Source organism: Emticicia aquatica, assembly GCF_923079645.1.
In the GTDB taxonomy this organism is placed as follows: Bacteria; Bacteroidota; Bacteroidia; order Cytophagales; family Spirosomataceae; genus Emticicia; species Emticicia aquatica.
Map to the genome: position 1 here is coordinate 85,713 of NZ_CAKLPY010000004.1, position 25,751 is coordinate 111,463.

General features: G+C 34.9%; 20 protein-coding genes. 15 read left to right on the forward strand and 5 right to left on the reverse strand.

The features are described 5' to 3' along the window. The first annotated feature begins 96 nt into the window (after positions 1-96). The 5 genes from MJQ71_RS18370 to MJQ71_RS18390 all read left to right on the forward strand — a co-directional run bounded on the left by MJQ71_RS18370 (position 97) and on the right by MJQ71_RS18390 (position 6,491). Complete coding sequence (locus MJQ71_RS18370; RefSeq protein WP_238808361.1) at positions 97-1,044, forward strand: nucleoside hydrolase; 948 nt, start codon at positions 97-99, stop codon at positions 1,042-1,044. Beyond that, on the forward strand, positions 1,041-1,943 hold the full coding sequence (gene rbsK / locus MJQ71_RS18375; RefSeq protein WP_238808363.1) for a ribokinase: 903 nt from the start codon (positions 1,041-1,043) through the stop codon (positions 1,941-1,943). Before MJQ71_RS18370 ends, rbsK begins: the two co-directional genes overlap by 4 nt. A 42-nt stretch (positions 1,944-1,985) precedes the next feature. Beyond that, positions 1,986-3,548: an ADP-ribosylglycohydrolase family protein gene (locus MJQ71_RS18380; protein WP_238808364.1), complete on the forward strand. Its 1,563-nt coding sequence runs from the start codon at positions 1,986-1,988 to the stop codon at positions 3,546-3,548. Positions 3,549-3,615: 67 nt separating this feature from the next. Next, complete coding sequence (locus tag MJQ71_RS18385) at positions 3,616-4,611, forward strand: GRP family sugar transporter (protein WP_238808365.1); 996 nt, start codon at positions 3,616-3,618, stop codon at positions 4,609-4,611. A gap of 98 nt (positions 4,612-4,709) precedes the next feature. Beyond that, complete coding sequence (locus tag MJQ71_RS18390; protein WP_238808367.1) at positions 4,710-6,491, forward strand: ABC transporter ATP-binding protein; 1,782 nt, start codon at positions 4,710-4,712, stop codon at positions 6,489-6,491. Between the two features lie 81 nt (positions 6,492-6,572). Here MJQ71_RS18390 and MJQ71_RS18395 read toward each other — a convergent pair whose 3' ends face one another. Continuing rightward, on the reverse strand, positions 6,573-7,034 hold the full coding sequence (locus MJQ71_RS18395) for a hypothetical protein (protein ID WP_238808369.1): 462 nt from the start codon (positions 7,032-7,034) through the stop codon (positions 6,573-6,575). A gap of 264 nt (positions 7,035-7,298) precedes the next feature. Between MJQ71_RS18395 and MJQ71_RS18400 the strand changes: the two genes are divergently transcribed. From MJQ71_RS18400 to MJQ71_RS18415, 4 genes are all read left to right on the forward strand, one after another. Next, positions 7,299-7,985 carry an ABC transporter ATP-binding protein gene (locus MJQ71_RS18400; RefSeq protein WP_238808371.1) on the forward strand — a complete coding sequence of 229 codons (687 nt, stop codon included), beginning with the start codon at positions 7,299-7,301 and terminating at the stop codon, positions 7,983-7,985. Between the two features lie 50 nt (positions 7,986-8,035). Next, positions 8,036-8,983: an HlyD family secretion protein gene (locus MJQ71_RS18405; RefSeq protein ID WP_238808373.1), complete on the forward strand. Its 948-nt coding sequence runs from the start codon at positions 8,036-8,038 to the stop codon at positions 8,981-8,983. A 98-nt stretch (positions 8,984-9,081) separates the two neighbouring features. Beyond that, positions 9,082-10,200, forward strand: a complete 1,119-nt coding sequence (locus MJQ71_RS18410; protein ID WP_238808375.1) for an ABC transporter permease — start codon at positions 9,082-9,084, stop codon at positions 10,198-10,200. A gap of 137 nt (positions 10,201-10,337) precedes the next feature. Further along, a complete protein-coding gene (locus MJQ71_RS18415) occupies positions 10,338-11,654 on the forward strand; it encodes a TolC family protein (protein WP_238808376.1) in 1,317 nt (438 codons plus the stop codon). Between the two features lie 52 nt (positions 11,655-11,706). On the opposite strand, the gene MJQ71_RS18420 is transcribed toward MJQ71_RS18415, so the two are convergent. The 4 genes from MJQ71_RS18420 to MJQ71_RS18435 form a co-directional block, all read right to left on the reverse strand. After that, the gene (locus MJQ71_RS18420) at positions 11,707-12,864 is read right to left on the reverse strand and encodes an MFS transporter (protein WP_238808377.1); all 1,158 of its coding nucleotides are present in this window, start codon (positions 12,862-12,864) and stop codon (positions 11,707-11,709) included. Between the two features lie 116 nt (positions 12,865-12,980). After that, a complete protein-coding gene (locus tag MJQ71_RS18425) occupies positions 12,981-13,439 on the reverse strand; it encodes a DUF1569 domain-containing protein (protein ID WP_238808378.1) in 459 nt (152 codons plus the stop codon). Positions 13,440-13,614: 175 nt separating this feature from the next. Next, complete coding sequence (locus MJQ71_RS18430; RefSeq protein ID WP_238808379.1) at positions 13,615-14,217, reverse strand: T9SS type A sorting domain-containing protein; 603 nt, start codon at positions 14,215-14,217, stop codon at positions 13,615-13,617. Between the two features lie 184 nt (positions 14,218-14,401). Then, positions 14,402-16,036 carry an OstA-like protein gene (locus tag MJQ71_RS18435; RefSeq protein WP_238808380.1) on the reverse strand — a complete coding sequence of 545 codons (1,635 nt, stop codon included), beginning with the start codon at positions 16,034-16,036 and terminating at the stop codon, positions 14,402-14,404. 91 nt (positions 16,037-16,127) lie between these two features. Here MJQ71_RS18435 and tilS point away from each other — a divergent pair, with 91 nt between their 5' ends. From tilS to MJQ71_RS18465, 6 genes are all read left to right on the forward strand, one after another. Next, positions 16,128-17,498, forward strand: a complete 1,371-nt coding sequence (gene tilS / locus MJQ71_RS18440; RefSeq protein ID WP_238808381.1) for a tRNA lysidine(34) synthetase TilS — start codon at positions 16,128-16,130, stop codon at positions 17,496-17,498. 188 nt (positions 17,499-17,686) lie between these two features. Next, the gene (locus tag MJQ71_RS18445; RefSeq protein WP_238808382.1) at positions 17,687-20,008 is read left to right on the forward strand and encodes an OmpA family protein; all 2,322 of its coding nucleotides are present in this window, start codon (positions 17,687-17,689) and stop codon (positions 20,006-20,008) included. A 247-nt stretch (positions 20,009-20,255) separates the two neighbouring features. Further along, on the forward strand, positions 20,256-21,326 hold the full coding sequence (locus MJQ71_RS18450) for a M42 family metallopeptidase (RefSeq protein ID WP_238808384.1): 1,071 nt from the start codon (positions 20,256-20,258) through the stop codon (positions 21,324-21,326). Positions 21,327-21,421: 95 nt separating this feature from the next. Further along, complete coding sequence (locus tag MJQ71_RS18455) at positions 21,422-22,552, forward strand: glycoside hydrolase family 26 protein (RefSeq protein WP_238808386.1); 1,131 nt, start codon at positions 21,422-21,424, stop codon at positions 22,550-22,552. Between the two features lie 17 nt (positions 22,553-22,569). After that, on the forward strand, positions 22,570-24,768 hold the full coding sequence (locus MJQ71_RS18460) for a B12-binding domain-containing radical SAM protein (RefSeq protein WP_238808388.1): 2,199 nt from the start codon (positions 22,570-22,572) through the stop codon (positions 24,766-24,768). Positions 24,769-24,831: 63 nt separating this feature from the next. Continuing rightward, positions 24,832-25,719 (forward strand): S1 family serine peptidase, encoded by an 888-nt coding sequence (locus tag MJQ71_RS18465; RefSeq protein ID WP_238808390.1) that lies wholly within the window; start codon positions 24,832-24,834, stop codon positions 25,717-25,719. The last annotated feature ends 32 nt before the right edge of the window (positions 25,720-25,751 follow it).

The window sequence follows — 25,751 nt, forward strand, 5'->3', positions numbered from 1 at the left end:
ATTTATATAATATTGGCTAATTTAATATTATTAAACAATGAAAAAATTGTATTTAATTTGAGTAGAATTTCAAACTCAGCAATCGTCTTCTTAACTATGAAAAAAATATTTTTAATTATTTTCCTTTACTTGACATTTTTCTCTTTACAAGCACAAAAGCAAAAGGTGATTCTAGACTGCGATTTAGGCGACGACATTGACGATGCATACGCCGTAGCTTTAATGCTTTCGAGTACCGATAAATTTGATATTTTAGGTATTACAACTTGCTATGGGCGAACCAATGATAGAGCCGAAATGGCCTGTAAAATGCTTTACGAAACAGGTTTGGAGAAGATTCCCGTAGCAATCGGACGAAATACTTCCAATAAAAATGAGCGAGCAAATTGGTATGCCGACCAATTTTATTGGTCAAAAGGCTTTGATAAAATCAAGCCGATTCAGCAATCTGGAGCAGATTTTATAATTGAACAACTCCATAAATATCCGAATGAAATCATTTTGTTTTCGGTTGGGCCTGTTACCAACATGAAAGACATTATTGAAAAAGACCCACAAGCCTTGAAATTGGCAAAGAAAGTGATTGCAATGTTTGGTTCATTTTATATTGGTTATAATGGAAGTCCAACCATTAACGCCGAATGGAATGTTGTGGTTGATGTTGAAGCCTCCAAAAAATTTGTCAATTCTGGAGCAAATATTGTTTATGCTGGATTGGATATTACGGCTTTTGTAAAATGGAATAAGGCAAATCAAGAACGGTTATTGTATCGTCAAAGTACTTTGACAAACACACTTTGTGGCCTCACTACACTATGGTCAAATAATGCAACCCCTACACTTTTTGATGCAGTGGCTATCGGAATGGCTCTTTATCCCGAGCTTTTCAAAACCGAAAAAGTATTTATAGAAGTGGATGATAAGGGCTTTACCCGAATTGATAAAACTAAAACCCCCAATGCCGAAATTGGCGTTAGTATCAATACCGAAGAGTTTTTAAAACGAATAATGGAAGTTTATTTAAGACAAAATTTAGGTCGATGAAACAAAAAATATTTATAATCGGTAGTTCTAACACCGATATGGTTATAAAATCACAGAAACTTCCAGCTCCTGGAGAAACTATCATTGGTGGTACATTTTTGATGAATCCAGGTGGAAAAGGTGCAAATCAAGCTGTTGCTGCAGCCAAATTGGGTGCAACCGTTACATTTATTAGTAAAACTGGAAACGACATTTTTGGAAAGCAAGCAATTCAGGGATTTCAAAGAGAAGGAATAAATACGGATTTTGTTTTTACTGACCTCGAAAACCCCTCGGGCGTTGCATTAATTTTGGTCGATGCTAAGGGCGAAAATAGTATTGCGGTTGCATCTGGTGCAAACGCAAATCTACAAATAACCGAAGTTGAAACGGCAATTCAACAAATTACTGCAGATGACACTGTTTTGTTGCAATTAGAAATACCTATTCCTACGGTTGAGTTTTCAATTAAAAAATGTTTTGAAAAAGGGGCAAAAGTTATTTTAAATCCTGCTCCCGCTCAAGTTTTAGACGAGTCTGTTTTTAAATACCTCGACATCATCACACCTAATGAAACTGAAGCCGAATTATTAACGGGAATTAAAGTTACCGACTTATCAACTGCCGAACAAGCTGCACTGAAATTCCATGAAAAAGGCGTTAAAAATGTTATTATTACTTTGGGTTCGCGTGGAGCATATTTGCACAATGAAAACGTTAATCGCCTAATTCCTTCACCGATTGTTGATGCAATGGACACTACGGCGGCTGGCGATGTTTTCAATGGAGCATTGGCAGTAGCTTTGTCTGAAGGACAAGATTTAGAACAATCTATAAGTTTTGCTTGTCGAGCAGCGGCAATTTCGGTTACTCGTATGGGAGCTCAGGCCTCTGCTCCTTTGCGAAGTGAGGTAAATTAATTTCATCAAAATAAAAACCCATTCACAAAAATAAATTTTACTATGAAAAACAGAATCTTACTTATTGTTTTCTTCTTACTACCTACTCTTGCAAATGCTCAAAAAATGATTAACATGAGCAAAGAACAACTTAAAGATAAAATTAAAGGTGGCTGGGCTGGGCAAACCATCGGTGTTACTTTTGGCGGGCCAGTTGAATTCAAATTTAACGGAACAATGATAAATGATTATCAAAAACTTCCGTGGTATGATGGTTTATTGAAAAAAGCAATGGTTAATAATCCTGGTCTTTATGATGACCTTTATATGGATTTAACTTTTGTGGAAGTTTTTGAGCGTGAAGGCCTCGACGCTCCTGTCGAATCACATGCAAAAGCTTATGCTAATGCTGGATATATGCTTTGGCACGCCAATCAAGCGGGAAGATATAATATTTTGCAAGGCATCATGCCGCCAGCTTCTGGTCATTGGCTCAACAACCCTCATGCGGATTGCATTGACTATCAAATTGAAGCTGACTTTGCGGGTTTGATGTCTCCAGGAATGCCCAATACAGCGTCCAAAATTTCAGATAAAATTGGACATATCATGAATTATGGCGACGGTTGGTATGGTGGCGTTTATATCGGAGCAATGTATTCGTTGGCTATGACTTCCAACAATATTAACTACGTGGTAAATGAAGCATTAAAAACCATTCCGAAGCAATCGCAATATTATAAATGTATGTCAGATGTTATCAAATGGCATAAAATGTATCCTGATAATTGGAAAAAAACTTGGTTTGAATTACAACAAAAATGGACAAATGATATTGGTTGCCCTGATGGCGTTTTTGCTCCATTTAATATTGATGCCACCATTAATTCGGCTTATGTAGTACTAGGTTTGCTTTATGGAAATGGCGATTTTACTCAAACGATGGAAATCACAACTCGCTGCGGACAAGATGCAGACTGTAATCCTTCGTCGGCAGGTGGAATTTTAGGATCAATGTTGGGCTATAAAGCTATTCCTGAGTATTGGAAATTAGGATTGAAAGACATCGAAGATTTGGATTTCAAATATACTTCCACTTCGCTCAATGATGTGTATGAAATTGGTACTAAACATGCTTTACAGAACATCGAACACAACGGTGGAAAAATTTCAGGCAATAACATTTCAATTAAAACTCAATTGCCTGCTACTGTTCGTTTTGAACAAAGCTTTGAAGGACATTATCCATTAGATAAAAAATGGATTGGTAAAAATCTAGAAGATGAAATTGAACTCGATTTTGATGGAAACGGCTTTGTAATTAAAGGAGAAAGTAAACCAAAAGGTGGTAGTTCGTGGGATTCAAAAAGTGAAAAATCTGCTGTCGTTGAAGTTTATATTGATGGAAAATTGAATGAAACCGTTAAACTTCCAGCCAAATTTACTACTCGTCGCCACGAAATTTGCTGGAAATATCAACTTTCTGACTCAAACCACAAAATACGACTAAAACTGATAAACCCAGACCCCGAAATCAACTGTTATTTGTCCGAATTGATTTGGTATTCGAGCAAACCACAACAGCAAATGACAATCGGCACATTTGGCCCATATAAGAAAAAATGATAAAATTTGATTGATTTTATTTGATTCAACACTTGTTTTCGTAAAAACCCTAACCTTATTTTTAACTATGTTCATCATTCAAGATTATACACTCGCTGTTGCTTTTACTGTCGTAACGATGCTCTGTTGGGGTTCGTGGGCAAATATGCAAAAATTAGCTTCAAAAGATTGGCGTTTTGAAACTTTTTACTGGGATTATGTACTCGGAATCTTACTCATGTCGCTCGTTTTTGCTTTTACTTTTGGAAATATCGGCGAAGGCGGTCGAGGCTTCATAGCCGACATTCAACAAGCTGATAATCAAAGCATTCAATCAGCAATTATTGGCGGTGTCATCTTCAATGCAGCTAATATTTTGCTAGTTGCTGCCATCACCATTGCAGGTATGTCGGTTGCATTTCCAGTAGGTATTGGTTTGGCACTTGTGATAGGTATAATTGTCAATTATCTTGACAATCCAGTTGGTGATAAAACTTTACTTTTCGGTGGAATGGCTCTTATTGTTTTGGCTATTTTATTGAATGCTAACGCTTATCGAAAAATGCAAAGTGGGCAAGGAAGCGTTTCAACCAAAGGCTTGGTTTTATCTGTTGTGGCGGGTATTTTGATGGGATATTTTTATAAATATGTTGCCGCATCAATGTTTCCCGACTTTAACACGCCCGAAGTTGGCAAATTAAGCCCTTATACCGCTGTTTTCTTTTTTGCGATTGGTGTTTTATTGAGCAATTTCTTGTTCAACACTTTACTTATGAAACGACCTTTTGAAGGAAAACCCGTCAGTTACAGCGATTACTTTAAGGGTTCATTCAAAAACCATTTGATGGGAATATTGGGTGGAATGATTTGGTGCAAAGGAATGTCCTTTAATATCATCGCATCTGGAAAAGCGGGGCCAGCCATTTCATACGGTTTAGGACAAGGAGCAACAATTGTAGCCGCTATTTGGGGAATTTATATTTGGAAAGAATTCCGAAATGCTCCAAAAGGCACTTCAATGATTTTAAATCTGATGTTACTTTGCTATATTATTGGTTTAGGAATGATTATCGCAGCGAGATGATTTGAAATTTTGAGGAAAAACTCAATTCTTGCAACAATTTTCAAAAAATCGTTGTTAAAAATTAAGAGTAGTAGCTAACCAATAACATATCATTCAGTTTGAAACACCTCGCTTATCTCAACAAATACTTTCTAAAATATAAATGGTACTTAATTTTGGGTATCATTTTCACAATCGTTTCCAACCTTTTTGGCATTTTACCCGCCCAAATTGTGCGTCATGCTCTTGATTTGGTAAAGGAAACGATTGATATTTATTTTCTTTTTGATAATTCGCAGACACAAAAAAACATGTACGATGTCTTTACAACAAGCATCGGCATTTACGGTTTGTTGATTTTGGCAATGGCAATTTTGAAAGGAATTTTCCTTTTCGCCGTTCGTCAAACCATTATTGTCATGTCTCGCCACATCGAATTTGATTTAAAAAACGAAATTTATGCTCATTATCAAAGCCTTCCGTTGAGCTTTTATCGCCAAAATAACACTGGCGATTTAATGGCTAGAATTTCGGAAGATGTTGGAAAAGTAAGGATGTACGTCGGGCCATCGCTCATGTATTTGATGAATATGTTTGTGTTGGTCGTTTTGGTTTTAAGCTATATGTTTTCGGTCAATACTCGTCTTACTTGGTGGGTTTTGCTACCAATGCCTGTGCTTTCAGCAAGTATTTTTATGGTAAGTACAACCATGAATAAACGTTCTGAAGAAATTCAAAAAAGCCTCTCAAATCTTTCTACTTTTGTGCAGGAAGCATTTTCGGGAATTCGGGTTTTGAAGGCCTTCGCACGTGAAGATGATTCAGCAAAACGTTTTACAACTGAAAGTGATGTATATAAATCAAAATCGTTGGCTTTGACACGGGTTGATTCGCTTTTTTCTCCAACAACTGCTTTATTGATTGGTTTGAGTACAGTTTTGTGCGTTTACGTTGGTGGACAAGAAATTATCGCTGGCCGATTGACTCCTGGAAACGTGACCGAATTTATTATGTATGTTTTTATGCTTACTTGGCCGCTCATTGCTCTTGGTTGGACTTCGAGTCAAATACAGCGAGCAGCAGCTTCACAAAAACGTATCAATGAGTTCTTAAATATTAAATCAGAAATTGTATCCAAGAAAAATATTATCCAAGAAATTGAAGGTAATATTAGCTTCCAAAACATTAATTTTGTTTACCCTGACTCGGGTATTCAAGCCCTTAAAAACTTCAATCTTGAGATAAAAGCTGGTGAATCAGTAGCGATTCTCGGTACAACTGGGTCAGGGAAAAGTACAATTGCGAATCTCATAGTAAGAATGTATGATACCACTAGTGGAGATATTTTATTTGATGGAACTTCGATAAAAGATTACAATGTTCAATACCTCCGTAGTCAAATGGGTTATGTTCCGCAAGAAGTATTTTTATTCTCGGATTCCATTATGAATAATGCCAAATTTGGCTCGCCAAATTTATCCGAAGAGCAAATCATTCAAGCTACAAAAGATGCCGATTTGTACGACAATATCATGAGTTTTCCTGATAAATTTCAAACAAAGCTTGGAGAAAGAGGTATCACACTTTCGGGTGGTCAAAAGCAAAGACTCTCGATTGCCCGTGCGATTGCCCGTGAACCAAAGATTTTAATTTTGGACGATTGTCTTTCAGCCGTTGATACAAATACTGAAAACATTATTTTAAATAATTTGCAAAGAATTATGCAAAACCGTACTTCGGTTATTATTTCTCACCGAGTTTCATCAGCAAAATTGGCAGACAAAATCTTGGTTTTAGACAATGGAGAAGTAGTGGAAGAAGGCACACATGATGTTCTTTATGAAAAAGGTGGAAGTTACCGTGAGCTTTACGAAAAACAACTACAAACGGAAGAAGTTTAGTTTATTTCGATTAATCAATAAAAAAAGCTTGCATGATTGAGTAATCATGCAAGCTTTTTACTTTTTTATCCAAAACAAAGATTAATATCTTCTACCATAACGGTCATCATAGCGTCCATTGTCACGGTGTCCTCGACTGAAATCATCATAAGATACACGGTCACCATCACGTTTTTCACGATTTATCCAACGATTCAAAACCGTTAAATCTTCTATCAAATCTTTACGTTCACGAGGATCAAGCACACCATCACGTTTGTAACGATTTTCTTTGTACTCAATTTGCTCTACTTCACGCAATAATCGCTTTGATTCACGAGAAGTAATACGACCTGTTTCGATTCCAAAAGCAATTTGACGACGGGCTTCACGTTGATAACTATCAATTTTATCATAGCCACCTCTACCATAATTATCGTTTCTATCGTAGCGTCCATTATCGTTACCACGTCGTCCATAAGCATCATCACGGTCATTTCCTCTTTGTGCGTTGGCCACGGCAGCACTTGCTACCAACATTGCCACAATCATTAGTTTTCTCATAGTTTTGGGCGGCGACCCGCTAGTTTTGGTTTTCTAATATTAAAGTTTCCTATTTATTGAAATTTAATACTTAGATATAAATCCTTATGAAAAGGTTTACTCCTCATTTTGTTAATGATTGTTAATGAGAAAAAATCCTAAAACTATGGATATTTAATAATACTATTCAATCTCATAATAATGACTATATTTATAAGTTACATTTGAGAATAAAATTAACAATTACGCTCAAAAGCAGTTTTATATAAAAAGGTTTCTAAAATAATGATTGCAGAACTAAAAGGTGCTGGAAAACAATACCAAACTGGCGACCAAACCATTGTAGCACTTCAGGCAACAACTTTAAAACTCAACGAAGGCGAATTGATGCTTATCATTGGCCCTTCTGGTTCGGGTAAAACAACACTTCTTTCCTTGTTGGGTTGTGTTATTTATCCTTCTTTCGGTGATTTATGGGTTGATGGAAAACATATCAACGACCTTAAAACCAATGATTTAGCCAAACTTCGCCTCAATACAATCGGTTTTGTATTTCAAAGTTTCAATTTATTAGCTCCACTTAATGCCGAAGATAATGTAGGTTTACCGCTAAAACTTCAAGGTGTGTCGAGTTCAGAAATAAAAAAAAGAGTGCAAAAAGCCTTAGAAATTGTTGATATGACCGACCGTCGCAAAAATTTACCAAAAGAACTTTCAGGAGGACAACAACAACGCATCGCTATTGCAAGAGCTTTGGTGACCAATCCAAAACTAATTCTTTGTGACGAACCAACTGCTTCGCTCGACAAAGACTCTTTGAGTATTGTTATGAACGAACTCCGTAACCTAGCTAGACAAGGAAAATCAGTCGCAGTTGTAACCCATGACCCACGTTTGCAAGAATATGCCGACAGAGTTGTAGAAGTTAAAAATGGTTTTGCAGCTGAAATTTTTAAACAACAAGCACATTAAAAAATAAAAAAACTTTCGTTCCCGTAATGGGAATAATCGACATTAATTTTATGAAAAAATATCTTTTATTATTCGTAACTATCACATTATTAGCTTCTTGTAATAAAAAAGAGAAAGAAGATGCTGAAAAAGTAAAGGCTGATTCGCTCGCAAAATTACCTACAACTAACAATCAAATTTTAGGTGTTGCCCGCATCGAGCCAGAAGATGGAATCTTGAATTTGACTGCTGGAACCAATGGAAAAGTACTGGCGGTTTTAATCAAAGAAAATCAAATTGTGCAAAAAGGACAAAGTTTATTAACCATTGAAAACAACCTTGAAAATGCTCAATTAGCTCAATCAGAAAGTAAAATCGGCACACAAAAAGCTGCTATTGCAGTAAGTCAAGCAAATTTGGAAGCTGCTAAAACTAACCTTAAAAATGCTCGTGAAACCTACGAACGAAACCTTAGTTTGTATGAAGGAAATGCTCAAACTAAACAAACCCTCGATGATAGCAAAGCCACTGTTGATAAACTAGCGAAAGATGTTGAAACGGCTGTTGCAAGTATTGAGCAATCAAAAAGTAAAATCAATGAACTTGAAGCCGATATTAGTTATTTCCGAACAGTAGTAAATCAGAAAAAAGTCAATTCGTTAGTTTCAGGAAAAGTGCTAAAAGTATCAGTCAAAACGGGCGATTATGTCAACAACACTTCACAAATAGCCGAATTTGCACCAAATGGCTCGCTCATTGCAAAAACAGAAGTTGATGAACTATATGCCGAAAAAATACAATTAGGACAAAAAGCCTTCATTATTTCACAAACAACAGGTGATACGCTCGCTCGTGGCTCAGTTAGTTATGCAGCCGATTATTTGAAGCAAAAGTCGCTTTTCAAAGACCAATCAACTGAACAAGAAGACCGCCGTGTACGAGATGTTTCTATTCGCTTAGAATCGGGCAAGATGCCGCTTATTGGCAGTAGAGTTGATTGTGTAATTTTGTTAAAATAAACATCATTTTCTGCTATTTACATTGAGACATTCGTTAAAAAAGTATTTTAATGTCAGTAGTCAAAAGCAAATCTTTATAGGCTAAAAGCATAATATTTATGTTAAAAGAAGCATTCAAATTCATGTGGTACGACAAAGCCAAAATGTTTGGTATTTTGTTTGGTATCATTTTGTCCGTTTTCCTGATTGGACAGCAACTCGGCATTTGTTTTTCACTCCTCAATAGTACTATTTCTTTAGCAAAGTTCAACCAAAACTATATTTGGGTAGTTAGCGATAAAAGTCAGCAGGTCAGTGACTTACCGCTACTTGATATGCGTATTTACCGAGAGTTAATGAGTATTACAGGCATTAAAAAAGTTAATCAGTTGATTGTTGGTGGAGGAAGTGCCAAATTTAGTAATGGTACAAAAACTAGTATTACAATGATAGGTACACAAGCTCCTTCTTATGCTGGCGGCCCTTGGAATTTTGCCATTGGAAACCTACAAGATTTATTGCAAGAAGGAGCGGTTATCACAGATTCTTATGATGCTATTTTAAAGAAAAACATAAAAATGGGCGACCATTTCGAGTATAATGGAAATCGAGTTGTGATGGTTGGGCAAACCAAAGGAGCAAAAGGATTAGGTGTAGCTTATGGTTTCACAACCGTTGAAAGAGCCAGGAAACTTTGTAAAGTACCAACAACTAAAGCCTCTGCATTTTTGGTCGAATGGCAAAATGGAGCATCAGTCGAGCAGGTAATTAAAGCTATTAATAAAGAAATTCCTGGAGTTAAAGCCCGTGATGGGAAAACTTATACCGACGAAAGTCTCAAATATTTTGCTCTAAATAGTGGAATTGTGGCATCATTTGGACTTTTGGTAGTTTTTGCTATCATTACAGGTTTTGCTATTGTTGGACTTACTATGTTTTCGGCTGTCAATGACCGTATCAAAGATTACGGAACTATCAAAGCAATTGGCGGTACAAACGGTGTAATTAGAAAATTAATTCTTTGGCAAGCAACTATCTATTCTATCGTTGGCTTTATTGTGGCTTATTTTTTACTTTTTGGCTTTGTACAGGCTACCAAAACCAGTCTAAATATTCAAGTTACTATTGGTTTGGTTGTTTTTTTGATAGGCGTGACCTTATTTATCGCTATTTTGGGTAGTCTTTTGGCGATGAGAAAAATCACAAAACTCGAACCTGCGGCTGTGTTTAGAACTTAGGAATTGAGTAAAAAATTGATTTTACTTGAATTTTAACATCAAAACTTCACAGTTTTATGGTGTATTTTTTCCGTTTTAGCTAGAAAAAAACAATTCATCCAAATAAGATTTTTAGATTTGAGAAAATATAGAGAAATATGAAAAAAGTAATTTCCAAAACTGTTATATATACTACTTTTTGCCTGCAAGGATTTAATATTTTTGCACAAAAAATCACGCTTAATGAAGCGATTCAAAAAGGAATTGACAACCGTATTGAGTTAAAAACTCAAGCATTAAATATACAGATTGCGAATAGCGAAAATAATAAAATTAAGGCAAAATGGCTTCCCCAAGTCAATGCAAGTGGTGATGTACGCTGGAATACGCAATTACAAACGACAGTTTTGCCTTTTGCTTTGCCTGGTTCAACTGAGTCTCAAACCACGGTTCAGTTAGGGAGACCTTTCAATAATACTTTTACTTTACAAGCGGAGCAAAAAGTTTATGATGCCAATAAAAAAATCGACCGTTTGGTAAATGATACACAAACGGACGCTCAAAAAAACACACTTGAACAACAAAAAATAAACTTAAAACAAAGTATAACAGAAACCTATTTTTCGGCTATTTTCAGCAAAGAAAAATTACATTTATCACAAATTGCCTTGCAAAGAGCCAACGCATATTTAGATGCCGCACAAGTGAAATTTGAGCAAGGAACGATTCTAAAAAATGATTTAGACAAATTTTCTCTTGACGTAAGTAATGCAAAATTGGCTCAAACGAAAAATATACAAGATTATGAATTAAGTTTGGTAACGCTCCAATATCAGTTGAATACAAACGATAAAATCGAGCCGTCAGAAGACCTATCTTCCATTCTAAATTACTCACAAATCACTGAAAATCAACTTAATACAGAAAAAAGAACTGAAATAAAAGCTGAAGAATTAAACTTACGTCTCAATGAGTTAAATGTTCAAAAACAGAAAAGTCGAAATCTGCCAACCATTTCGGCCTATGGAAATTATTCATTTTTCCAACTTTCCGAAACCTTTAATCCATTTGCCAATGGAACTTGGTTTCCATCAAATTACATTGGTATTCGTGCGAATATTCCGATTTTTGATGGCAAACAAGCAAAACTTTCAAGCCACGATTTTGTGATTCGTCAGAAAATCAATCAGTTAAATATGGAGCGTTTGAAAAACGACTTCAATTATGAATCAAAAAGTACTTGGAATACTTTACAGCAATCAAAACTCAATTTGGAAGAAGCGAAGAAAAACATCATCCTTGCCCAACAAATTTTAGAAACCGATAAATTCAGATTCGAGAAAGGTGTAATAGTGATTTCAGACCTAAAAAACTCAGAATATTCATTACAAAACGCTGAAAATCAATATCTTAGTAGTATTTATAGTTTTTTGGTTGCAAGCGTAAGGTATAAAAAAGCAAGTGGAAATCTATAAAAGAATATGGAGGTAAAAGTTAATTTTACCTCCATTTTGTTTTATGTTTATCTTATTTCTTTCTCAAAATAAATAACAAAATTCCAGCCATCAACACAAACAAAAATAGCACAAAACCTAAACCTACTCGCAAACCGAAAGCTTCAGCCAAATAACCTATTGTTGGTGGACCGATAAAAAAACCTGTATATCCAATGGATGTAGCCATCGAAATACCAGCTGATGGACTGATATTTTTAAGATTTCCTGCAGACGAAAATACAATAGGTACAATTGTAGAAAGTCCTAAACCAACCAAAAAGAAGCCTACGAATGTACTCCAAACTGAAACAAAAACGATTGTAATTCCTAGTCCTAAAATTGCCAGAATTGCATCAATTAGCATGAGTTTTTGTTTTCCTAGGTTAAGTGTAAAATAATCACCAAATATTCGTCCAATTGTCATGGCAACACCAAAAGTACCAAATGCCCATGCACTTAAAACCTCACTTTCCCCGATTACTTTATTCATAAAAATAGCTGACCAATCTACCATAGCCCCTTCACCAGTCATACAACAGAAAGCAATAATTCCAAATGGTAAAATTGTTTTTAAAGCTAAGAGTTTATCTGTTTTTTCTTCCGAAACAACTATTTCGGTTTCCATCGGAATATCTTTTATTAATTTTGTGGACGCCCAAAGAACAAGCAAAACACCAAAAAAGCCTATTATAACCAAGTGCGATATTAATGAAATTTGAAAGTTCGAAAAAATGCCACCCGTAGCAGCTCCGATTGCCATGCCAATACTAAAAATACCATGAAATGACGAGAAAATAATTTTCCCCCACAAACGTTCTACCAAAACAGCTTGCCCATTCATTGTAACATCCATCGAACCAGAAGTGGCTCCTAAAAAGAAAAAGCAAAGTCGAATAACCCATTCATTTTGTGAGATAGCAACCAACGGAATAGCCACACAAAATAATAGCGAAGCAATTTTAACAATATTATCAGAGCCGAATTTACTTCCTAGCCAACCAGCAAACGGCATTGCAGCCATTGAACCTAACGCAATACAAAACAATACCGAACCTAATTGGGCATTATTTAGACCAAAAAACCGTTGTAATTCTGGCAAACGCGAAGTCCAATTTGCATACAAAAAACCATTTACAAAAAAGAAAGTTGAAACTGCTACTCGGTTGATTAGTAAAGTTTTATTAGCCATATTCAAAAAAAATAAATGCCAAATTGTTTGAATTTCAAATTTCAGAATTTGGCCAAATCATGAGAAAAAAAGCGTACCGAATTTCAGTACGCTTTCATAAAAAAACATATTTTATTTTAAACTCCAAACTGAGTCAAGTGATGATTGAGATGTTTGTAAAACAAATTATTCCACTCGGTTTTATTCAATTTTCCAAACGAATGAGATTCCTTTTCATCAAAATATTCTTCACCTAGTTCTTGAGTTTTTTTGATATAATTTATCAAACGCTCCTTTTCAGCTTCAAAATTTTTGCTTTCATTTATAATAAATTGTGGGGCTGTTCTGGTATCATATTTATAAGGAACTTCATTCACAACCGTATTTTTGACCAACATTTTCAAAATAAATCTCATAAAAGCATTCGGTCTTTGATGAATACCATCATAAACCAATTCATAAGATACGCAGCAATGAGCTAACATTTGGTCAACACTCATTTTACCCCATTTGGATTGAGTAGCCGGAGTTAGTTGGTTAATTCTCTGAATAATTGTATCAGAAACTGTCTTTGTAAAGATATTTGGTAGTGACATTGTATTCTTTTTTATATAATATTATTACATTTTATTATGTTTCTTATTCTAAATTGAAACTTTTTATTTGAAAAATAAAATTTCATACGCATAATGTAGATTGCAATAAACAAAAAAAATCGGATAAATACTTGTTTATCAAGCACTTATCCGATTTTATTATATTATTAAATTATCAGTTATGTCTTACTAATAATTTTTTTGTAACTACTTTTTTACCATCAATTACTAATTGATAAAGGTAAATTCCCGAATCCCAAGATGTTGTTTGAACTTTCAGTTTTCGGTCATTTTTATCTAATTCGTAAGCTGCAACTTCGTGTCCTAATAAGTTATAAAACGACATACTCGCTTCATTTACATTCCCAGTGATATTATAATCAATTGTTGCATAATCATTCGCAGGATTCGGATAAATATTCGAAACCGTTATCTTTTCACTTGAATATAATTTGTCGCTATTTTCAACACCAACATTTTTATCATAGTTGGTTGCAACTTCACTGTTAGATGTTTTTGAAATAATCGGTTTTGATGAACCGCTCAACAAGGCATTTCTGAAGTACTGATTGACCACCAAAGGTTTGTTTAACTTCACCTCCGAAGGCATCGGTTTACTCACAAATGCCATTTTTTGAAGTGGAGTTTTAACAGCCGTAGTTGGCTTCTTCCCAATATCCAAACGAGACCGACCCTTCTCAACTTGAGCGAAGGCGGCATTGGATAAAACGACGATTCCAATGAGTACTGATAAATATTTTTGTAAATTTTTAACCATAGAAAGAGCTTAATATCTTTATATTCTGCACGTATATTTTTAGGAATGCTACAAATATACATTAAGTTTAATAAAATCCAAATTATTTTATATTATTAAGACTGTTTTTTTGTTCAAATGGTTGCAATAAAAAGAAACTTTTTTTCGTTCGACATCAATTCTTCTTATAAAAGTATTTTTCACACTATTTCCCTTCGGTTTTTGAAGCAAATTTCACGCCAAGAACTTCTTCTTTCGTAGGTTTTTCTTTTAATCGCCAATTAAATCCTTCTAAACGATTGGTGTCATTGGTAAGTTCGGTTGGCGGAACTAATTTAGCATCGGGTTTTCCGAGAAATGATATTCGATTGACTTGATTTTCTTTGAACCTCATATTCATTTTACTACATTCGACTCTATTTACACCAATTAGTTTATTTTTATCATCCAAAGCATAGTAAATACTTTCGCCATTACCTTCAACTACCACTTGTTCAATACGAGTTTCTGTGTTAAAAAAGGCTGTAATTTTTCTACCTTTGATTTGGTTAAAGTTCTGAGCGGTATCCTTGGCAATTACAAAACCTTGATTAATCATGTACATTCGACTGACTCTACTGTTTTTCATATATACGTGAATCGTGTCAGCTTCAGATTGATTTTGAACACTCCAAATGATAGGTTTTGTAAAAAAATGAATAACAGAATCTTTCAAATCATACAAAAGCGAGTCACATCGACTTTGCATATCCGAACGATAAACTTTTACATGACCAAAAGCAATCAATTTTTCCATTTTTGCGGCTGTACTTTGCGACGCTTGCGATTTCTTCAAAGTATCAGTTTTTGCCACAAGTGAGTCCTTTCTTTCGTAAGCATAAAGCGTGTCTGCACTCAAATAAAGGGTGTCTCGTTCGGCAGTATTCCGCATGAGAGCATTGCCTAAGATTTTCGTAAAACCTGTTTTTCCATCCCGAACACCTACTTTTCCAGTTAAAATAACTTTGTCTTTTTTTGAAACTAACTCAACATTTCCTTTGGCAAAACCTGATTCTGTTTTTTGGTCGAAATTCAGTGTATCACCTGTTAACGTATAATCTTCATTGACAATTTTTGAGCGTCCCTTAAAATTTGATTGTTGGGTTTGCGTATTATAAGTACTTCCTGCATTTGCAACAATATCTCCGTCCTTACTTTTGATGAGTGTTGGTGCTTTAAAAAGAGCCATTTTGGTACGGGCATTATATTGCAAACTATCCGACGTGATGGTATATTTTGGATTAACAATTTCGACGTTTTCTTTATAATTAAAAATTTTACTTCTGGTATTATAAAATCCTTTTTCGCTTCGTAAAATGCTCGAATCCTGCACAATAACGCCTCTTACAGGATAATAAGCTCGATTTCGTTGAATATCATATTCAACAACTCTTGTCGTAAGCGTTACTTTTTTATCTGTTAAAACCACTTTTTTGCCCAAAACACGAGCAAATCTTGTATTTCCATCGTAATACAGTGTATCACCTGTAATAGTTAACGTATCTCCTTGCACAATTTTAATTTTCCCATAAGCTTCGAGCGTATTGGTCGTTTCATTTTGCGTAGCACTTTGACAATATAAAATGGCTCCTCGATGCTGAAATGATACATTTCCCAAAAACTGACGAGTATAATACGGCAACTGATTGATGCCAACTAAACTATCAGAACTCAACAAATTAATGCGTGAGCCAGTTGGCGGCGGCGGTGGTGGATTAAGCGGTTTTTGGGCAAAAGTTAGGGAGGAAATAAAAATCAGCACAAGTCCCATCAACTTTCCTAGCAGATGTTTTGTGTTCATTTTTTTGCTCAAAAAGCACTTTTTTGAAAATATATTAATCATCTTCGATTGAAAATTCTAAATTTGTTCACAAAATTACGCAATTGCTTTGATGCTTCATGCCTTCTTAACATATATTAACGAGCAAAAATTATTTAAGTCAACGGATAAAATCTTGCTTACGGTCAGTGGAGGTAAAGATTCCATGACAATGCTCGACCTTTTTTGTCAGGCAAACAACCACAATCAAAGCTTTCGGTTTGCAGTTGCTCACTGCAATTTTCAATTGAGAGGACAAGATTCTGAGGAAGATAAAATCTTTGTCGAACAATGGTGCAAAACAAAAAACATCGAATTTTATTCTAAAAAGTTTGAGACCAAGGTATTTTCTGAAGCAAATCATATTTCTATCGAAATGGCGGCTAGAAAACTACGCTACGAATGGTTTGAAACCTTGCGAAAAGAATTAAAATATGACTTTATTGCAACTGCACATCACCTCAACGATAGCATCGAAACTGTTTTGCTGAATCTAACAAAAGGTACTGGAATTTCGGGTTTAAAGGGCATTTTGTCAAAAAAAGAAAGAATCATTCGGCCACTTTTGTTTGCATCTCGTCAAGAAATTGAACGATATGCAGCAGAAAATAAATTGACTTGGCGAGAAGATAGTTCCAATGCTTCCAATGAGTACCAACGAAATTTAATTCGCAACCAAGTTGTGCCATTATTAAAACAAATCAACCCAAATTTTGATGAAACTTTTGCTCGAAATTTAGACCGATTTCAGGCTATTGAAAATGACTTTCGTAAAAATCTCGTCAACTTCAAGCAACAAATTATTAGAGAAGAAAATGGCATTTTATACTTGAAAATTTCAGAAATAAAACATTGGCAATCAGCACATTATTATTTGGAAGAATTACTCAAAGAATTTGGCTTTAATTATTTTCAATCAAAAGAAATTTATCAATCTATTGATGGTCTTTCGGGAAAAATGTTTCTTTCTGGAACACATACGCTTCTAAAAGATAGAGAAGAATTGGTGATAAAAATTTTGGAAAATGATGTAAAAGAAGAACATACAATTATTATAAAAGACAGTGATAAAATAGTAAAATTTGAAGGTGGAAATTTGGAAATTTCAATCATTGACATTTCAGAAATAAGCACTAATTTTGACAAAAAAAACACCACTCTTTTTGTGGATTTTGACAAAATATCATTCCCGATTACACTTAGAAAATGGCAAGAAGGAGATTGGTTTATTCCACTTGGAATGAGCGGAAAAAAGAAAATTTCAGACTTTTTAATTGATAATAAAATAGCTATTCATCTTAAAAAAAACATATTTTTACTCACTTCAAACAACCATATTTTTTGGGTTATTAAACATCGTCCTGATGATAGATTTAAAATTACTTCAACAACTAAAAAAGTGCTAAAAATTATATTTTTCGATTCTTTATCTCAAAACAAATAAGCAAAAACTGTATTAATTTACTATAATTTAAGCTATTGCTAATACTTTTCTCTATATATCAGCCTTTTTCCTACCCTTCCTTAAAACAAGCGAATTTTATTTGGCACGAGTTTTGACAATTATAATGTAAGACCCAAAATATTTTACATAACACCCATAATATGTTAAACATTATAAGTGCTTCATCCATGAAAAAATACAATATTGGATTGTTGGCATTGCTTTTCCTGATTGCCCAACAAACTTACGCTCAAAGTGGAAAATTAAAGGCTGCCAATCGCAGTTTTGATAACATGAGCTATATCGAAGCTATTCGTAATTACGAAGATTATCTACGCACTGCTAAAACGGGAACTCCCGAAATGAAAGAAGCTTTAACAAAGCTTGGATACAGCTACAGAAAAGTACAAGATACACAAAATGCCGAACGAACTTATGCCGAATTGATTGAGCGTTATAGTAAAGAAGTTGACAGTGAAATTTTTCTATACTTTGCACAAGCACTCGCCAATAACGGAAAATATAAAGAATCTCAAAAAATGTATAGCCGCTACGGTCAAGAGCAAACAACCGACATGCGGGGGCGAAAATTTACGGTGGCATACATGGATAATAGCCACTTTTATCAGGATTCGGCAACTTACAAAGTTGATTATTTATATGCTCTAAACTCTCGTCAATCGGACTTTAGTCCAATGTTTTACAAAAATGGTTTGGTGTTCGTTTCAGCAAGAGAAGAAGGTGGAGCAATTAAGCGAGTTTTCATGCAAAACCAAACACCTTTTCTTGATTTATTTATGTTTCCTGATACGGCTGAATTACGCAAAGACAACATCGTTGCGATGAAACAAGTAACAAGCGGTTTAGGTGGTGGAAACGCAACTTTCAGTTCATCTGAAAAGTTAGAAGCAGTAATAGCAGAAGAAAATGACAAACCGCTCTCAAAAATTGAGCAATTCAGTAAAACTCTCAATAGTAAATATCATGAAGGGCCTGTTACATTTTTCAAAGATTATAAGAAATTAATTTTCACCAGAAATAATTATAGTAAAGGCCGAAGCCGCACAAGTTCTGACGGAATCAATAAACTCAAACTCTACATGGCTTCGGAAAATGGAAAATATTGGGGCAACGTTAGTGAACTGCCTTTCAATAGTGATAATTATTCATGCGGACATCCTGCACTTTCGCCTGATGATACCAAATTATATTTTGTATCGGATATGCCTGGCGGTTTTGGTGGAACTGATATTTATGTAGTTGAGTACCGTGAAGGACAGTGGAGTTCACCTGTAAATTTAGGTCGAGAAATTAACACTGAAGGCAACGAAATGTTTCCTTATATGGATGAATTTGGTAATTTGTATTTTTCATCAGATGGCCACGAAGGATTGGGCGGATTAGATGTTTTCTATGTTGAAATGAGAGAAGCAATTCCGATAAGTGATATTAAAAATTTGGGAGCTCCAATTAATTCCGAAAAAGATGATTTTGGATTTATCACAAACGGCACTCGTTCGAGCGGTTATTTTAGTTCAAATCGCAAACGTGGCTACGGCGATGACAATCTTTATTCGTTCCGTCATGGTTGCCGCCAATTAAACATTTTGGTTTATGATGCAGAAAGCAAAAAACCATTAGAAAGTGTTGATGTCAGAATGTTGAAAAATGGCGAAAATAAAGAATTATTCGTAACAGGTTCGGATGGAAAAATAACTGTTTGTCTGGAAACTGGCACTGATTTTGAGTTTAAAGCTTTAAAAGAAGGTTATGAGTCAAATGGTGTTTCTTATGGCACTTTTGCTTCTTCTCTTAAAAATAGAACGTCAATAACCATTTATTTAGAAAAATCTAAAGCACCAATTATTAAGGGTACGATTGTTGCAGAAGTTAATCAAAGACCGATTCAAGGAGCGACTGTTACACTTCAAAATGACAAAGATGGGTCACAAGAAAAAATTATTACAGGAGAAGACGGAAAATACGAGTTTCAACCAAAAAAAGAAGGAGAATATTCGGTTTCGGCAAGAAAAGAACGTTACGCTGTTAATACTGAAAATTTAGGAAAAGTAAAACAATCGAAAAAAGGGCCTAAAACCGTTGAGCAAAACTTAGGTTTGGTTGGTCAAGGAGATATTTTTAGGTTAGATAATATTTATTACGATTATGGTCAGTTTTTCATCAGACCCGATGCAGCAAAAGAATTAGAAGCGAAATTAGTGCCTTTATTGAAAAAGTATCCTGAAATCCGTATAGAAGTACGTTCGCATACAGATAGCCGTTCGAGCGATGCTTATAACGCAAAATTATCAGATAATAGAGCAAGAGCAGTACTTGATTATTTGGCCGCTCGTGGCATCAATACAAAAAGAATTGAAGCAAAAGGTTATGGAGAAAGTGAATTGTTGAATAACTGCGACGACAGCACAAATTGTACAGAATCACAACACCAAGCTAATCGACGTACAGAATTTAAAATTTTGGATATATCAGCAGTCAGTATGAATTAGTAACGTTGAGTAATTTTTCAAGAAAAGAACCAATCACATTATCAAAAATAAGTAGAAAATTTTTTTCATAGTTTAGGGTTAGGGTTTATTATTTATGAAAAGCATCGCCAATTTGAGCGATGCTTTTATAATTTTAAGACATTTGAATTCTTTCAGTTTTTCAAAAAAAACAAGGTTTTTTCGTCTCATAAGTTTACTTTTGAAGAAAAATAGATTAATACAATAATTATAGAAAATAGATAGGAAAATGGCAGAAAAAAACATTGAATTTCTTTACAAGTACCTTAATAATGCATCTCCAACAGGTTTTGAAGCACCAGGACAGCAAATATGGTTGGACTATATTAAACCTTATATTGACGAGCAAATAGTTGATGTTTACGGAACGGCCGTTGGGGTTATCAATCCAGGACAGCCTTATAAAGTTGTCATTGAAGCTCATTCAGACGAAATTTCTTGGTTTGTCAATTATATTACTGAAGATGGCTACATTTATGTACGTCGCAATGGTGGTTCTGACCATCAAATTGCTCCTTCAAAAAGAGTGAATATTCATACAAAAAAAGGCATTGTTAAAGGTATTTTTGGATGGCCAGCCATTCACGTTCGTGAAGCAGCAACCGAAGAAAAACCAACTTTAAAAAATATTTTTATTGACGTTGGTGCAGCAAAAAAATCAGAAGTTGAAGAAATGGGAATACACGTTGGTTGTGTGATTACATTTGAAGATACGTTGATGGAACTCAATAGCAAATTTTATGTTGGACGTGCTTTAGATAACCGTATCGGAGGTTATATTATTGCGGAAGTTGCTCGCAGACTCAAAGAAAACAACGTTACTTTGCCGTTTACACTTTATGTTGTAAATGCAGTTCAAGAAGAAATTGGCTTGCGTGGAGCAGAAATGATTTCTCGTCGATTGAAACCAGATTTAGCAATTTGTTGTGATGTCATCCATGACACACAGTCGCCGATGTATAATAAAAAAACAGACGGAGATTTGGCTTGTGGACGTGGTCCAGTTTTGACTTATGGCCCAGCGGTACAAAACAATCTATTGAATTTTATGATTGATGTAGCCACAGAAAAAGCTATTCCATTCCAAAGAGCGGCAGCCAGTCGTTCAACTGGAACTGATACAGATTCGTTTGCATATTCATCGGAGGGAGTTGCATCGGCATTGATTTCATTGCCACAAAAATATATGCACACTACCGTAGAAATGTGCCACAAAGACGATATTCAAGCTTGTATTGATATGTATTACGAAATCTTATTAAGTTTAGAAGCGGGACAAGATTTTCGTTATATCAAATAGTTATTGACTTTAAGCATAGAAATTTGCTAATACCTTGGCTAATTTCTATGCTTAAATATTAGTTTAATGAACCAAAATAATAGCCCAAAACTAAAATGCCTCACAAGAAAATATTATTTTTGAGTATCATTACTCTTCTTTTTCATTTAAAAAGCAATGCACAAAGTCTTTTTATTGGGCAAGATGAAGCAGCAATCTATGATTATTTTCACATCGAAAAAAATGATGACTGTCTGACTTATCGCAGTTTTCCTCTTCCAGTTGGTTTTACTCAATACATTGATATCTTTAAATTAAATGGGCTTAAATCTTCTATTGATAATGGAGCTGGTTCTAATTGTGTAAAAAACATTTTGGATGATGTTTGCCTAAAACGATACGGAAAAAATGTTCCGTTTGATATGGCAATCGGCATTTCGATGAACAACGAAGTTGAACTTACCAAATTAGTTGACGGAGTTTACGACTCAAAAATTAATGAATTAGCCGATTTTTTGAAGACTTACCCAAAAGTAAAGTTTTATTTAAGAATCGGTTACGAATTTGATGGGCAATGGAATAAAGCTTACAACGACCGTCGTAGATATATTGTTGCTTTTCAGCGAATCCATGACCTTTTGAGGGTAAATTATGAAAAAAACAAAACGCCCAAAAACTGGGTTTCTATTTGGCAAGCTTGCACTTCACCGATTGATGATATTATGGAAAATAAAATCGAGAATCTTGGAGATTGGTATCCAGGCGATAAATATGTCGATTTTTGTGGTCTTTCGTGGTTTTTGTCAGGAACAAAAATTTCCCCCAAATACACCAATAGCACCAATATTAACTATAAACGTAGCCAAAGAAGTCTCGCAAATGAAATGATTTATTTCGCTAATAGCAAAAATAAACCTGCCATGATTTGTGAAGCTGCTCCTCAAGGATATAATTTAAGTGGTCTTTACCGCAAAAATATTAGCCCCTTTTGGGACGGAACGAGTGGAGAAAATCTTGTAAAACTTACCCCCCTTCAAATTTGGAACGAATGGTACAAACCTTTCTTTGAATTCATCGAAAAAAATAAACAAACAATAAAAGTTGTTGCCTATATCAACCAAAATTGGGATGCTCAACCTATGTGGGCTTTGCCAAAATCTGAAGTTTATTGGGGAGATTCCCGCATTCAAGCCAATGATAAAATCAGTCAATGGTGGACAGAAATGATTTCAAATACTTGGAAATAGCATTAATCAATAAAAACTTGAACAAGACAGTTTTTGCCCTAACTCCCCCATTTACACAACTGAATACTCCGTATCCAGCTACTGCCTATATCAAAGGTTTTCTGAATACAAAAAACATTACTTGTTATCATGCTGATTTAGGTATTGAAGTAATTTTGGCATTGTTTTCTCAATCAGGTTTAAAAGATTTATTTGAATTTATCAATAAAAAAGAGGCAGTTTTTTCTGAAAATTCACAACGAATCATTGCTTTGCAAGACGATTACATTCAGACAATTGATGCAGTAATATTGTTTTTACAAGGCAAAAATCCAACTTTATCACTCGTTATCTGTCAAGACAATTTCTTACCTGAAGCTTCTCGCTTTGCACAACTTGACGACCTTGATTGGGCTTTTGGCTCAATGGGAATGCAAGATAAAGCAAAACATTTGGCCACTCTTTTCCTAGAAGATATTTCAGATTTAATCATGGAATGCGTTGACCCTAATTTCGGATTTAGTAGATATGCCGAACGATTGGGGCGTTCGGCCAACAGTTTTGACGAATTGTACAGCATATTACAACAAGAATATTCTTACATTGATAAACTTTTGATATCTATTCTTGAAAAAAGAATGCAAGAAGTTTCTCCTAAAATGGTGGCGATTTCTGTGCCTTTTCCAGGCAATTTATACAGTGCTTTTCGAATCGGGCAATGGATAAAGAAATACTTCCCTCATGTAAAAGTTGCCATGGGAGGAGGTTTTGCTAATACCGAACTCCGCTCCCTTTCTGATGTTCGTGTTTTTGAGTTTTTTGATTTTATTACACTCGATGATGGTGAAGCTCCCATTGAAAACTTAGTTCAACACATTGAAGGAAATCGTACCGTTGAACAACTAAAACGTACTTTCACTTTAATTGACAACAAGGTAGCTTACATCAATAATAGTTTGACCAAAGACTACAAACAGTCTGAGGTTGGAACACCCGATTACAGCGATTTATTATTGGATAAATATATTTCTGTTATTGAAATTGTCAATCCAATGCACCGAATGTGGAGTGATGGACGATGGAATAAACTCACGATGGCTCATGGCTGTTATTGGGGAAAATGTACTTTTTGCGATATTTCTCTAGATTATATCAAAATTTACGAACCAATTGCCGCTAATTTGCTCTGCAATCGCATGGAAGAAATGATTGCACAAACTGGCGAAAATGGTTTTCATTTTGTGGACGAAGCAGCTCCACCAGCATTGATGCGGGCTTTAGCTCTGGAAATTATACGCCGAAAATTGACCGTAACTTGGTGGACTAATATTCGATTTGAAAAAAGTTTCAGTCGAGATTTATGTTTACTACTCAGAGCTTCGGGCTGTATTGCCGTTTCGGGAGGGCTTGAAGTTGCCTCAGACCGATTGTTAGAATTGATTCAAAAAGGCGTCACGGTTGCTCAAGTAGCACAAGTTACACGAAATTTCACTGAGGCAGGCATCATGGTTCACGCATATTTGATGTATGGTTTTCCAACTCAAACAGCACAAGAAACCGTTGATTCGCTAGAAATGGTGCGTCAAATGTTTGAAATTGGCACTTTACAATCAGGTTTTTGGCATCAATTTGCCATGACCGCTCATAGTCCTGTTGGCCTTTATCCCGAACAATTTGGTGTTTTGAAAGAAAATAACAACATCGGAACTTTTGCCAACAACGACATTGTACATATAGACCCAAAAGGAGCTAACCATGAGGCGTTTAGCTATGGTTTGAAGAAATCTCTACTCAATTTTATGCACGGAATATGCTTCGATTATCCGCTGCAAGAATGGTTCGACTTCAAAATTCCACGCACTAAAGTTCCTAAAAATTATATTGAAAACGCACTTTTAGAAGAAGAGGATTTTATTTTAAAACCAAGCTCAAAAATAGTTTGGTTAGGAAAAAAACCACTGGTCAACTACTCAAATTCTACCAAAAAAGGACAAAGTTTTACTCACGCAAACCTAGTTTTTCACGACAAAAAAGAAGTTTTTAATCTCAAACTTAACCAAATTCAAGGAGACTGGCTGGTTGATATTTTGGATAAAATATCAACCAAAAATGAAAAAGTTTATACACTTCAAGAAATCAAAAATAATTATGAAGCTGCTGGCTTAGAGGATTTTGAGCTTTTTTGGTACAATAAACCAGTCATTTCGCTGCGAGACTATGGACTTTTAGCACTGTAATTAAAATTAAAGTCTCAGCTTGTTTACCATTCTTTTGAGAAAATTTATCATAAAATTCACTTTATGTTTGTTGATGCTATTGAAGATGTAGGTCGTTTTACTCGACCAATTCAGTTTATTTCTAGAAATTATAACGAAAAAATTGTTTCACCAGGTGCTGCGACAATGTTTTTTGTAAACGAATTTTCGTGTGCAATCACCTGTAAACACGTGATTGATTTAATTGGTAATCGAACTAATATTAACCAAAATTATGCAAATTTTCGTCGAGAAAAAGCAACTTTAATTAAAGACAATCAGTACCAAAAAGCACTAAAAGAGCTTGAACTAAAATATAATTATGGTTCAGAAACAATGATTGAGTTGAACGAACGCTTTTTGGACTGTACCGCCGACCCAAATGTAAGATTTCGCTGGATAAATCACCCTAAATTTGACTTAGCCATCATCGTTTTCGAACAATTCCAACAACCACTTTATCAATCTTACGCACGATTTTTGAAAGATGGTTCTCAGCTAAAGCAAGGAAAATCATTGTGCCGTTTGGGCTATCCATTTCCAGAATTTACAAATTTCAAATACAATGAGCATTCTGATGAAATTGAATGGACAAACGATGGAATTATTGGTACACCAAGGTTTCCGATTGATGGAATGTTAACAAGGCATTTGGTTGAAAATGGAACACTTTTTGGCGTAGAACTCAGCACTCCTGGTTTGCGAGGGCAAAGTGGCGGGCCGCTTTTTGATAAAAATGGTTTGATTTGCGGTATGCAAAGCAAAACCAACGCACTTCATTTGGGCTTTGATATGAGAGATGCCGAGCATAATGTTAATGGAAAAGTTATCAAAGTCAATAATCAGCCGTTTTTACATGTAGGGCATTGCATTCATGTCGATATTATCAAATCATTTCTTGCCCAAAATGGTATTAAGTTTTATGAAGAATAACAAATTAAAGTTATTTTTTGCATGGTTTTTCG